At 52.9% G+C, this 11,372-nt stretch carries 14 protein-coding genes; 6 read left to right on the forward strand and 8 right to left on the reverse strand.

Features of this window, described 5'->3' with window-relative positions:
• The coding region (locus tag QNK41_RS04615) for a DUF4954 family protein (protein WP_319254234.1) at positions 1 to 358 on the reverse strand (358 nt) is incomplete at its 3' end.
• Between the two features lie 41 nt (positions 359 to 399).
• On the opposite strand from QNK41_RS04615, the gene QNK41_RS04620 reads away from it, so the two are divergent.
• The 3 genes from QNK41_RS04620 to QNK41_RS04630 are packed head-to-tail and all read left to right on the forward strand — an operon-like array spanning position 400 to position 2,433.
• Positions 400 to 1,158, forward strand: coding sequence for an MFS transporter (locus QNK41_RS04620; protein WP_319254236.1), 759 nt, complete (start codon positions 400 to 402; stop codon positions 1,156 to 1,158).
• Positions 1,159 to 1,198: 40 nt separating this feature from the next.
• Complete coding sequence (locus tag QNK41_RS04625) at positions 1,199 to 1,771, forward strand: cob(I)yrinic acid a,c-diamide adenosyltransferase (protein ID WP_319254238.1); 573 nt, start codon at positions 1,199 to 1,201, stop codon at positions 1,769 to 1,771.
• Entirely contained in the window at positions 1,759 to 2,433 is a 675-nt protein-coding gene (locus QNK41_RS04630; RefSeq protein ID WP_319254240.1) for a ferredoxin--NADP reductase, read from the forward strand. Before QNK41_RS04625 ends, QNK41_RS04630 begins: the two co-directional genes overlap by 13 nt.
• 174 nt (positions 2,434 to 2,607) lie before the next feature.
• Here QNK41_RS04630 and QNK41_RS04635 read toward each other — a convergent pair whose 3' ends face one another.
• Entirely contained in the window at positions 2,608 to 2,796 is a 189-nt protein-coding gene (locus tag QNK41_RS04635) for a CooT family nickel-binding protein (protein ID WP_319254242.1), read from the reverse strand.
• Positions 2,797 to 2,968: 172 nt separating this feature from the next.
• Between QNK41_RS04635 and QNK41_RS04640 the strand changes: the two genes are divergently transcribed.
• Positions 2,969 to 3,448 (forward strand): rhodanese-like domain-containing protein, encoded by a 480-nt coding sequence (locus QNK41_RS04640; RefSeq protein ID WP_319254244.1) that lies wholly within the window; start codon positions 2,969 to 2,971, stop codon positions 3,446 to 3,448.
• On the forward strand, positions 3,438 to 3,800 hold the full coding sequence (locus QNK41_RS04645; protein WP_319254246.1) for an AbrB/MazE/SpoVT family DNA-binding domain-containing protein: 363 nt from the start codon (positions 3,438 to 3,440) through the stop codon (positions 3,798 to 3,800). Before QNK41_RS04640 ends, QNK41_RS04645 begins: the two co-directional genes overlap by 11 nt.
• A 211-nt stretch (positions 3,801 to 4,011) precedes the next feature.
• Here QNK41_RS04645 and QNK41_RS04650 read toward each other — a convergent pair whose 3' ends face one another.
• The 6 genes from QNK41_RS04650 to QNK41_RS04675 all read right to left on the reverse strand — a co-directional run bounded on the left by QNK41_RS04650 (position 4,012) and on the right by QNK41_RS04675 (position 10,708).
• Entirely contained in the window at positions 4,012 to 5,409 is a 1,398-nt protein-coding gene (locus QNK41_RS04650) for a sigma-54 dependent transcriptional regulator (protein ID WP_319254248.1), read from the reverse strand.
• A 3-nt stretch (positions 5,410 to 5,412) separates the two neighbouring features.
• Positions 5,413 to 6,930 carry a two-component system sensor histidine kinase NtrB gene (locus QNK41_RS04655; protein ID WP_319254250.1) on the reverse strand — a complete coding sequence of 506 codons (1,518 nt, stop codon included), beginning with the start codon at positions 6,928 to 6,930 and terminating at the stop codon, positions 5,413 to 5,415.
• Positions 6,930 to 7,418: a hypothetical protein gene (locus QNK41_RS04660; protein ID WP_319254252.1), complete on the reverse strand. Its 489-nt coding sequence runs from the start codon at positions 7,416 to 7,418 to the stop codon at positions 6,930 to 6,932. Before QNK41_RS04660 ends, QNK41_RS04655 begins: the two co-directional genes overlap by 1 nt.
• 134 nt (positions 7,419 to 7,552) lie before the next feature.
• Positions 7,553 to 8,236 carry a hypothetical protein gene (locus QNK41_RS04665; protein WP_319254254.1) on the reverse strand — a complete coding sequence of 228 codons (684 nt, stop codon included), beginning with the start codon at positions 8,234 to 8,236 and terminating at the stop codon, positions 7,553 to 7,555.
• Between the two features lie 220 nt (positions 8,237 to 8,456).
• Positions 8,457 to 10,157, reverse strand: coding sequence for a sulfite exporter TauE/SafE family protein (locus QNK41_RS04670; protein WP_319254256.1), 1,701 nt, complete (start codon positions 10,155 to 10,157; stop codon positions 8,457 to 8,459).
• A gap of 119 nt (positions 10,158 to 10,276) precedes the next feature.
• The gene (locus tag QNK41_RS04675) at positions 10,277 to 10,708 is read right to left on the reverse strand and encodes a hypothetical protein (RefSeq protein ID WP_319254258.1); all 432 of its coding nucleotides are present in this window, start codon (positions 10,706 to 10,708) and stop codon (positions 10,277 to 10,279) included.
• Positions 10,709 to 11,021: 313 nt separating this feature from the next.
• Here QNK41_RS04675 and QNK41_RS04680 point away from each other — a divergent pair, with 313 nt between their 5' ends.
• Positions 11,022 to 11,351, forward strand: coding sequence for a hypothetical protein (locus QNK41_RS04680; RefSeq protein ID WP_319254260.1), 330 nt, complete (start codon positions 11,022 to 11,024; stop codon positions 11,349 to 11,351).
• The last annotated feature ends 21 nt before the right edge of the window (positions 11,352 to 11,372 follow it).

An 11,372-nucleotide genomic window follows, 5' to 3' on the forward strand; every position in this document is an offset into this window, starting at 1 on the left:
CATCTTTAAGGACTCGGCAGTCCTTGATAACCGTTTCGGTACCGATACGTCCGTACTGTCCTCTTCGGGAATCTTTTATCTTGCAGGTCATTTCGATGAATCTGTCCATCAGCACTTTGTCGTCTCGGTACTTGGACCATATCCATGCATCGGCGGGCAGCATTCCGTCGAACGGAAGAACCTTCCGACCGCCGGCCTCGTTGGCAATTTCGAGCCAGATTCTCACATCCTCGTTTTCACCGTCCATCACTACACCATTTCCGAATTTTGCATGGTCGGTGGTGATAAGCTCGTTGACATTGAAAATAATGCAGCGCTCTTCCACAACAACATGTGACATGTAGTCGATATTGTGCATGGCCACAGGCGGCGACAGCACCGGTGGAGGCGGCTCTGCAGGTGACGGATTGGCGCGGCGTCTTCATGGTGCTGGCCGTGCTCACCCTGCTGGTGGCGGTGGCTGTGTACACCGTGGTCCCCGAAAAACCGTCCAGCGGGGCCGGCGAAAGCTTTAAACACCAGTTGCAGGGCGTAAAAACCGTGTTTACCAGCCTTGAATTCTGGCGGGCGGCACCGCTAACCACCCTGTCCCAGGCGTCCTTTCTTTCCGTACAGGGGCTTTGGGCCGGGCCCTGGCTCAAGGATGTGGCCGGACTGGATCGCATGGCGGTGGCCAATGTGCTGCTTTGGATCGCTGTGGCCATGATCGCAGGATTCATCCTGCTGGGGTCGCTGGCCGAGCGATTGAGCCGCTCGGGCATCAGCGTGCTTGCGACGGCTGTGACCGGGATGGGTCTGTTCATGGGCGTGCAGGTGCTGGTTCTGGCGGGGCCGGTGCGCTGGGCACTTCCCGTGTGGGTGCTTTTCGGTTTTTTCGGCACCTCGGGTATCATCGCCTATGCAGCCCTATCCCAGCGGTTTCCGGTGAAGCTGTCCGGCCGGGTCACCACCGCCGTCAATCTGCTGGTGTTTATCGCCGCCTTCCTGGGTCAGTGGGCCATCGGGGCCATCATCGGCCAATGGCCGGTCGGTGCCGACGGGAAATACGCCCTGGCGGGCTATCGCAGCGGTTTTTTTGTCATGTTGGCTCTTCAGGCGATCACCTTGCTCTGGTTTTTCATGGCCAGCCGGATGATCAGAAACCGCAAAAAGGAGTAGTGGATTGCGTTCGCTATCGGCAACGCAAAGGGAGACCGACATGAAAATTTATACCGGCACGGGAGATAGGGGTAAAACCAGCCTTTTCAGCGGAGAACGGGTTTCAAAGAGCAGCCCGCGCCTTGAGGCGTATGGCGATCTGGACGAACTCAATTCCGTGATCGGAGCGGTTGCGGCGGCATTGGATGAGGGACAATCCGGGATGAAGGATGAAATCCAGGCCATTCAGGCGCTGCTGCTGGAATCCGGCGCCTGGCTGGCCACGACTCCCGGCGCCGAATCCACCCGGTTTTTAAATCCATTTACGATTGACCCCGCCAATACATTGGAAGCCGCGATCGACCGGATGAACGCATCCTTGCCCGAATTGAAGCATTTTGTCCTGCCCGGGGGGCACCTGTCCGCATCACTGGCCCATATGGCCCGCACGGTTTGCCGGCGAACTGAACGACGCGTCATCGAACTGGTTGAATATGAGGATGGTGATTCGGGCCCCACCGAAACCATGAAGCATATCCTCGTGTTCCTCAACCGGCTTTCCGATTACCTCTTTGTACTCGCCCGATTGTGCAATCATAACCAGGGTCAGCGGGATGTGCTGTGGAACGGGTAGATGGCACGCCTTGTTTTTCCGCACGCTTGGTGGACCGGCATTGGCTGGCTCCCGGTATTCTTGAACTGCGGCTGACCCGACCGGAGGGTGTCGCCTTTATTCCCGGCCAGTTTTTGCGTCTGGAAATGGATGGCTACGAGCGGGATTACACCATGGTTTCCACCCCTGATGCCGAGACGATCGATTTTTGCATCGCCATGGTGGACGGGGGGCGGTTTTCCAGTGACATCCAGAATGCCGACATCGACGCCACATTCCAGTTGACCGGGCCGCATGGTCATTTTGTTTTCCAGGGCCCGGCGAATCCGGCGGTGTTCGTGGCTACGGGAACAGGCGTTGCTCCCTTTGTGGCCTTTTGCCGGAGTGGGGTGGGCACCGGCCTCCTGCTTCATGGCGTGGGCACACCTGGCCGGCTGATCTACCGGGATATTCTGCAATCAGCGTTGCGTGACTATGTGCCCTGCATCAGCCGATCTTCCGAAAACATGGGTCGCCCGGACAACGCTTTTCCGGGCCGTGTCACCCATTACCTGGAGCAGCAGCTTAAACCGGGCACCTATGACTTTTATCTGTGCGGTCGGGGGGCCATGATCCGGGATGCGACCGCATTGATTGACGAAAAGTTCGGCGATTCGCGGCTATACATCGAGACCTACGACTAACTAGTGCCGATCCACAAATGGCCAATTTGCCTGATATCTGAGTTATGCGAACGCTTTTATCCTCGGAATATCAACAATATACACCCCAAGGGCATTTTTTTCAGGGCACCTGCGATAAAATTTTTCGCATGCCTTGATCTCAACCCAATTTGCCAATTTCTGGATGGACACTGACTATATCGGCTGGAAAACCATCCTTTTTTCACTGTTGTCGTAGCGCACCATTTTGGCCTTGAGCGTCTGTTCTTCACCAAAGATGTTAACCAGCCGCATGCCGTCAGAGACCTCCTCGATGAGTTCCACATTTTCGAGTACTTTTTCTTCCACCCCGTTTTTCACGACAAAGACATTGACATCGCACATGATCATTCTCCGTTTCTATTTTCCCGGTGTGCTGGGAAAACGCTGAGGGTGTGGGTATTTGGCCAGCCGGATAGGAATGCGGTTGATATTAACCACGAAATGGCTATATTGCTCACGTCCGGCAGCTACAGATAATAATGCATCTGCTCAATAAATCAAAGGTTTTGGCCCCATGTTAAAACAGGCCGCCAACGAAGCGCTCATCCTGATCGGCACAGCCGTGGCTATTGCCATTGCCGTCTATGCGGTCAGACCCGACAAGATCGGTATCAATCCTGCATCGTTAAACCAAGACGCCGCGCAGCAGTCACTCTCTGAAAGCGGTTTTTCGGTAATTTCCATCGAGGATGCGGTACGCCTCCACCAGGAAAATGGTGCCATTTTTGCCGACGCTCGCCATTCCGCTGATTTTGAAGCGGGACACATCCAAGGGGCCGTTCACCTGTATACGGCGGACCAGGAGATCTGGCTGAACGAATTTCTGGCCGCGACCGACCCGGCGACCGTGATCGTGACCTATTGCGATGGAGCGGATTGCCACCTGGCACCGGCGCTCGCCGAACTGCTTTTTTTCAACGGGTTCAACAATGTCCGCTATCTTAAAAACGGATGGACCCGCTGGCGCGACGGCGGCTTTCCGATTGAACCGTGAGTATTGCATCCCCAGAGTTTCCGCCATCCTGAGAGGAACGATCCATTCTGTTGACATTAAAAAGTCCTCAATAAAAAGTAAGGAAAAAATTAAAATAAAAGGAAATCCAGTGATGAATACGGCCACATTGACCAGTAAGGGGCAAATCACGGTTCCCAAACCCATTCGTGAACGGCTGAATATCCATCCGGGAGATCGCATTCATTTTTTTATTGAGGATGACGGTACGATAACTTTTATGCCGGTTAAATCAGATGTCAGGGAGTTGAAGGGAATCTTGCCTAAACCCAAGCAACCGGTATCCGTGGACGCGATGAATGCGGCAATCGCAGAAGGCGGGAGCGGACGATGATCGATCTTGTCACCAATGTCCTCGTTCGTTATCTGGCCAATGGATGTGACTATACCGTGACTTTCGATAAAAAGGCCTCGGCAGGTACTGGTTATCGAATCTTGGGATAGCTGGGTTTTTGCCAGCAATATCCTAACGGGACATCGCTGATTATTCTTAAACGATTCCGGTGCACCGCCTGTCATGGGTTCGATCAAGAAAGGCGCGGGGACTACTGCCGATACGGATCCGCGGTGATGCCGTAACGGCGCATGATCTGTTGAAGCGCCTGGCGCTCCAGCCCGCAGGCTTTGGCCGCCTGGGTGACGTTTCCCTGGCTCAGGGTAAGCATGTGCCCGATATAGGCGGCATTGAAGGCACTCAGATTGTTCTCTTTGGCCGCTTTGTAGGGCAGGTCCAAAGACGGTGACATCTCAGCGATTGCCCCGTTTGCAGGCTTTCGCGTGATGCCTACGTCCGTGGGCTTAATTTCCTCGGCAGCGGAAAACAGAATCCCCTGCATGATCATGTTCTCCATCTGACGCACATTGCCCTCCCAGCGGCGGCCGATAAAAATGTCCATCAATTCCGTAGAAAAACGCTTAAGGGGCTTGTCCAGCTTGGTGCAGTGCTTTTCCAGCAGGTGATTGGCGATCAGTGGGATGTCCTCAGGACGTTCACGAAGCGGCGGCAATTTGATGGGAAGGACGTTGAGGCGGTAGAAAAAATCCTCTCGGAAATCACCCGATTTGATTTTTTCAGCCAATGGCTGGTTGGTGGAAGCGATAATTCTTACATCCACGTGGATTGGCCGGGCGTCGCCCAGTGATTTGATCTCCTTTTCCTGCAGAACCCGCAGTAGTTTAGTCTGGATCGTGGGCGTGATGTCTCCGATTTCATCCAGGAATATGGTACCGCTGTGGGCTTCCTGGAACAGACCCTTCTTATCCCGGGTGGCATGGGTAAACGCCCCTTTCTTGTAGCCGAACAGCTCGCTTTCCAGAATCAGCTCCGGAACGGTGGGGCAGTTCACGGCGATAAAGGGGCGTTTGCTGCGATTGCTCAAGGCGTGGACCGCCCGGGCGACCAGATCCTTGCCGGTTCCCGATTCGCCGGTGATCAGTACGGTGAGTTCGTTTTTGGCAACCATCTGGATGGTTTCGTACACCCGCTGCATCTTGGGGCTTTTTCCCACCAGTTCCTGGAACATCTCCGTAGCGTGGCACTCATGCTGCAATCTCAGGTTCTCTTTGAGCAGGCGGCTGCGTTCGAAGGCTTTTTCCAGCCGCATGACCAGTGCATCGTGATCGAATGGCTTGGTGACGAAATCATAGGCGCCTCGTTTCATGGCCTCCACGGCCATCTCGATGTGCCCGTATGCGGTCATCATCACCACCGTAACCTCTTCGCCGCGATCGGCTTTAACCCGTTCCAGAACCTCGAGTCCGCTGATGCCCGGCATTTTGATATCTGCCAGGACCAGGTCGTAGTCGGTGGCACGCAGCATTTCCAGGGCCGCTTCTCCCGAGGATGCGGTATCTACCTGACAGTCCAACTCGGGCTCCAGACTGCGTTTCAGCAGGGTGAGCATATCCGGTTCGTCATCAACGATAAGAAGATTCTGTGCCATGGTTTATCTCCCTGAAAGCGGGGGTGAGACGGGCAGGGACAGTGTAAAGGTAGCGCCCTGGCCGAGTTCACTTTTTACGGTAATGTTGCCGCCGTGCCCCTTGATAATGCCGTAGCTGACCGAAAGCCCGAGGCCTGTGCCTTCGCCGGTGGGTTTGGTGGTGAAAAAGGGATCGAAGATCCGCAGCAGGTTTTCTTTTTCAATGCCGTGCCCCGTATCCGACACCTCCACCGTGATGCGCCTGGCCGACTCATTGAGCCCGGTGGCAATGGAAATGGTGCCTTTCTGGTCCACCGCATGGATGGCATTCATCAACAGGTTGATGAGCACCTGCTTGATTTTTTTTTCATCCATGAGCGAGGGTGGGAGATCGGGTGCGAAAACGGTTTTGATCTGGATATTTTCCAGGTTGCTGTGGTGACGCACGAAACCGATCACCTCGTCAATGACGGCGTGGATGTCCAGGTTCTTTTTCTGGGGGCTGGATGGCCGGGCAAAATTGAGCAGGTCTTCCACGATGGCCTTGCAGGATTTGACATGTTTTTCAATCGTTTTCAAATCGTTAAAGCGGTCCGACCGAGGTTCTTCACCACGCAGCAGAAGTTGGGTGTAGCCTAAAATGATGCCCAACGGATTGTTGATCTCGTGGGCGATCCCGGAGGAGAGTTCACCGATGGAGGCCAATTTGTCGGCCTGGGCCATCTGTTTTTGCATCAGCCGGCGCTGCTCGATATCCTTGATCAGAAAATGTATGGTTTCACCCTCCTCGGAGGGACTTTTGGCCAGGCTGCCGGAAAGCAGCATCCGGCGCCGGGTGCCGTCTTTCAGGGCCAGGTCGAACTCTTCACTCGAGATAAATCCGCGAGCCTCGATTTGTCGACTGATTGCATCCCAGTCGGCGGGGCCGGATAAAAAATCCTGGAAAGCGAATCCATGGATCTTGTCCTCACTGTCGGCTGCATTGAAGCCGACCAGGCTCCTGCCCGCCGGGTTCAGGTTGAGGATCTGGCCATCCTTGCGCGTCACCAGGATCATATCTTTGGAAACTTCGAAAATCCGTCGGTACTTCTGTTCCGAAATGACCAGGGCCTCGGTGCGCTTATCCACCAGTTGCTCCAGGTTCTGGTTGAGGTAGAGCAATTCTTCGTGGGCATTCTGAAGCGCCTGGCGGTCCTTTAAAATAGTACCGTAAATCGCCCACGTCCGTTCGAAAAAGAGGGTGACCGATCCCACCATGACAAAGGTAAAGGTGTTGATGGCACCGGAAAAGGGCTGTATGGCCGTCCACAGGTCCGGCCGATTGGACAGCAGGAAAATCTGTTTGACCAGGTGACCGGCGGACCGGGAGATGGCAAAGACGAACAGCGCCAGGCATACCCACAACAGGTAGGTGACGATGATGTTGTTGGGGTCTTTCCGCTTAAGTCTCAGACACAGTCCGAAACTCAGAAATGCGAAGATAATCATCAGGATGGAACCGACCACATCCACTGACCAGATCGGAATCAGGGAACCGTTCATTACCGGACACCCTTGCCGGATTCAACCGGACCCACCTCTTTGAGCATGTGGCGTAGCCCCAGCATCAGGAAGATCATGGCCGGCACACACAGCAGGTGATCCAGTTTTGCCAGGTAGTAGACGGCCGCCAGCCATGTGCGGCCGCCGGTGGCCACGACCCGGATCCGCCAGTCGCCGAGATTGTCCACCCTGACGGCCTGGATCTGCTCATCCAGAAAGTGCACCAGCAATGTGTCCACATTCCAGAGAATGAAGAACAGTGCGGCATACTGGATGTAGCGCCATCCGGGCACTTTCACCAGCCCCGCTTGCCTGAGCCAATAGATCAGCAGCATCATTGAAAAGAGGAAGAACAGGTGGGCGAACTGGTGGACCCACACGCCTTCGATGCCGGTGTGGCCCTGGGTGGCCAGGGCGGGACTAACTGCTGCCACCACCAGAAAAAGGATCGATCCAACAAGGTTGATAATGATTGATTTAGGTTTCATACGTCCAAAAGGACCCTATGTATAAGCCAATATTTGCAAGGCTTCTGCTTCAGGTGGTACCTGAACTGCTCTGCCAGTTGGAACCATCGTGGAAAACCATTCGGGTTTGCCGATACGATAAATTGGACGGAGGTTCAGTCTGCAGAACCGTCGGACGGCGTTGCTTCAGTTCCCGAATCGACGTGCCCGGTCTTTTTTTTATCGATATGCTTTTTAAGAACGATACCGATGATAAACCATGCCAGGAAAACCAGAAAAAGGGATATCACAAACCAGAAAAAGGCACTGATGATGACGGGATCGCTGGCTTCACGTGAGAACTTAAAGATATACGCCTGTCCGACATGCTGGTTCAGGTTCTCGGGTGAATAAGCTCTGTTGATGTACGCCGCTGTCAGGAGAATCGGCAGGATTGAGGTGATGATACTCTTTAAAAACCCCTCAAAAAAGTAGTCGTAGTAGGCTTTATTGAGATGGGCCTGATCAATGTTTCTTGCCAGTGCTTTGCCTTTTTCACGATCTTCGCCGGCCATGGCTTCTTTTCGCAATTCAAACCAGTGTTCGTAGTTTTCTTTCAGTTCAGCATATCGTTTGGTGTTGTATACCCTGGCCAACAGTTTGGTAAAAGCGACCAGCACCACCACCAGTATCAAAATTACCATCGCCGGGCCGATGCGATGGTTGAGCGGTGCCAGGATAGCGTCCAGCAAGGCGGCGATATGTTCGCACCCATTGACGATTTTATCCCACACCAGGTCCAGGAATTCATCCATTGTTGACGGTCCCGTAAAAAGTCCGATATCTGCGTTACGCTTCATCCTTCGTCACTGCGGAGTACCGTAAGTACGCCTCATTCCTCAGGACTCGCAAGCCTTGATCTCGGGCTTTTTACGAAACCGTCTGGAATGCGACTTTTTACGTGTTCATCCATTGTTATTCCGGCGAAAATGCAGCAGCAGCCCTTTGTTATGGCCGTATTGTTGAAAACAAAAAGGGGGAAGGCGGATGCCCTCCCCCATCATTATCCTATCCTATCGATTAGATCCAGATCTCAATTTTGAAGAACCGGAAAAACAGGAAGAACAAGGTGATGGCCAGCACTACCTTCAGTGTTTTTTCGCTGAAGAGCTTTTGTGCCCGGCTGCCCAGCATACCGCCGACAAACCCACCGATAATAATGGAGATCATCAGCCACAGGTCCGGATAGTAACCAGTCATCATGTACCCGATAAAGGAGCCGATACTGGAAAAGGAGGTACCGATGAGCGAAATCGGAACGGCTACATACATGGGCAGCGCGCCAAGCGTCGTCATCGCCGGTACCAGCAGAAAACCGCCGCCGATGCCGAAAGATCGGGATACCACACCAATGGCCAGGCCGAGGATGGCGAAAAGCAGGGGATTGATTTTGAACTCTTCACCCCAGAACTTGAACCGGTAATCCACCAGACTGCTCTTGACCGGTTCGATTTTGCCCATCTCCACGGAAGAGCCTTCAGATTTAGCCTTGGCCACGGCATCGTTGAACTTTTTCACCATGGCTTTGATGTTTTTGCGTTTTTCCATCATTTTCGGCGACAATTCGCGCAGGGTCTGGATGCCCATGATTACGACCAGGACGGCCAGCCACTCCTTGTAGGCCTTAAGGGGCAGGACGGCAGACACATACTTGCCCAACCAGATGGAGCCGATGAAGATGCCGAGCCCGAAGGAGAGCCCAACCGGCCACGCGACGCGCCGTTCCACCACCGCATAGCGATAGAACGAACCCAGAGGTGAGAAAAGGGTCAGCGCCATGTTGGAAGGCTTTAAAACATTGGCGGCGTTGATGCCCACAGGACCGGCGGTTTTAACGACCAGTACCTGGAATGCTGCCATGAGCATGCCGCCGGCAGCGCCGATCATGGAGAAATAGGTGCCGACGAGAATGGCGCCGAGGGTGATCCAGATGGGGTTCATGTAACGATAGGCTTTGCTCAGCCAGAAGCCATTGCCGGCAATGCTGTAGGAACCACTTTTTTCGCCGTTGACGTACACGTCGAACCCGGTGTCCGGTGCGGTGTGGCGGTAGGATTTAAAGGTCGCCGTGAATTTACCTGTGGCTTTGTCCAGTTTGATGGACGTTCCCTTGTCCCAGTATTTGCCGCTCGTGGCGTAATCGGTAATCACCGTGCGGGAAAATATTGTCACCTTTCCTACTTTATTTCCTTCTTTGACGATGGTGTTGATGCCGTAGCTGGACTCGTTGGCATACCTGAGAAAATTCCACTGTTCCTCGGTCTGGATGGGACCCAGCATAGCCTGTGCGGCCGGATCGACTTCGGCGAATTTCTTTTTCAGGTAGTACATGGTGGTGTTGTAGATGCCCCCGCCCTTGCCCAGGAGTACTGAGGGACCACCGAATTTCTTTTTCCCCTCCATGCCGAAGGCATCCGGATTGTTGGTGATCATGTAGTACATCGGAGGAATCTTGGTGTCCGCGCTGAAATTGGCTTTCTTCATATCCTTTTTAAAGCGTTTAACTTCATGCGCGCCATCGGTATCCTGTGTGGCAAACTCCTTTTGTTGCGCCACCGCGATGTATAACTCCTGACCGGGTGGGATCATACCTTCAATGCTGACCATATCCCCTGCCTTGTATTCGCTTGAGGAAATGGTGGCTGCGGCACTGCAGATACCGCTTACCGCGAAAATGGCTATTACTGTGACCATAATAGCTGGGAATAATACTTTTTTCATTATCAACCTCCTCTAAGAAAAATTAAAAATCGCCCTCCTGTCGGGCAAGCCGTTAAAAAAAGTGCAATACCTTTATTGCATCCAAACCAATTCGAATTGCTGTCGGTGCAAAAAAACCATCAACGGAGGGGAACCTGCCGCTGGAGTTCTTTGTACTTTACTGCCAGGACCCCACCGGACCATCCGCCGACGATGCCGGTGACGGTTGCAACCAGCCCCTGGGAAGCGGACATCAGAAAAAAACCACCCAATTGCATGCATAAGGCGTTGACCGAAATAAATGAACCGAGTGCCACCATGGTTCCCACAGCCGCAGCCATCGTTTTTTTTCGTTTGATTTCATCATCAGTGCGTTCGATCAGCATATAGCCGGAGATGGCCGCATTGGCGCCCACAATTATGGGCAGAAGGATGGACAGTGTTTCCAGACTCATGATGCCGCTGAAAAATCCAGCCAGAATCAAAGTGCCGATCGTGCCAGCAAGCATGCTCCAGCCAAAAGACTGGATGGCCGGGAGGGCAATAAGGATAAGGACAAAGGCTTTTTTCATCGGGTTCCTCCGCAGGGGATCTTGCATCACTTACCTTAAAAAGTATGCAACTCACCCCATGAAATAATATCCACATTACAGCAAAGCTTGTGCCATCGGCAGTCAGCCCTTCCAACAGAATGTTGATTTGACGATAACCTTAAGAAATTTAATGAAATCCAAAATTTATAAGCCCAGTTCCAAAAGATTTATACTGAATCCACCAGTCAGATATTCCATGCAATGGTAGCAGGTGGCGCAATAAAAAAAATGCGGTTGATGTAATTGGCGCCCTGTCTCCGGTCTTTCTGCCGGAAGGAACATTGCCTCTAAAATGTTGCGCTGCAACAAAAATAATGCATTCGATCGAATTTTTTTCGATCCATGTGTTAATTTGCAGTTGATAACACAAATTATTTTTAATATCATCAATATGATGCGGATTCTCGAAATCAATCGTCATGCCGATATTCGAACGGCATTATGGTACGTATGTTTTGACTTCAATGTGCATGAGTGGGCCGCACCGGAGTTCCTTGAACAAGTGGCGAAAGAAGTGCTAGAGGAACGCTGGCAGAAGGTAACCACGGACAAGCTTCCCGAGGCTGCTTCGTTGCGGATCGGCCAGCCTACCTCACAGCAGTCAGAAAAAGTGATCTGTTAAAAATCATGATCAAGGATATCC

This window comes from Desulfosarcina sp. (genome assembly GCF_033791525.1).
Lineage (GTDB): Bacteria > Desulfobacterota > Desulfobacteria > Desulfobacterales > Desulfosarcinaceae > Desulfosarcina.

Excerpts from the sequence above, each read along its gene's own strand:
- QNK41_RS04625 (WP_319254238.1), top strand. The coding sequence starts at position 1,199 with ATGAAAATTTATACCGGCACGGGAGATAGGGGTAAAACCAGCCTTTTC.
- QNK41_RS04655 (WP_319254250.1), bottom strand. The coding sequence starts at position 6,930 with ATGAACGGTTCCCTGATTCCGATCTGGTCAGTGGATGTGGTCGGTTCC.
- QNK41_RS04650 (WP_319254248.1), bottom strand. The coding sequence starts at position 5,409 with ATGGCACAGAATCTTCTTATCGTTGATGACGAACCGGATATGCTCACC.
- QNK41_RS04675 (WP_319254258.1), bottom strand. The coding sequence starts at position 10,708 with ATGAAAAAAGCCTTTGTCCTTATCCTTATTGCCCTCCCGGCCATCCAG.
- QNK41_RS04665 (WP_319254254.1), bottom strand. The coding sequence starts at position 8,236 with ATGAAGCGTAACGCAGATATCGGACTTTTTACGGGACCGTCAACAATG.
- QNK41_RS04670 (WP_319254256.1), bottom strand. The coding sequence starts at position 10,157 with ATGAAAAAAGTATTATTCCCAGCTATTATGGTCACAGTAATAGCCATT.
- QNK41_RS04635 (WP_319254242.1), bottom strand. The coding sequence starts at position 2,796 with ATGTGCGATGTCAATGTCTTTGTCGTGAAAAACGGGGTGGAAGAAAAA.
- QNK41_RS04660 (WP_319254252.1), bottom strand. The coding sequence starts at position 7,418 with ATGAAACCTAAATCAATCATTATCAACCTTGTTGGATCGATCCTTTTT.
- QNK41_RS04680 (WP_319254260.1), top strand. The coding sequence starts at position 11,022 with ATGTTGCGCTGCAACAAAAATAATGCATTCGATCGAATTTTTTTCGAT.
- QNK41_RS04640 (WP_319254244.1), top strand. The coding sequence starts at position 2,969 with ATGTTAAAACAGGCCGCCAACGAAGCGCTCATCCTGATCGGCACAGCC.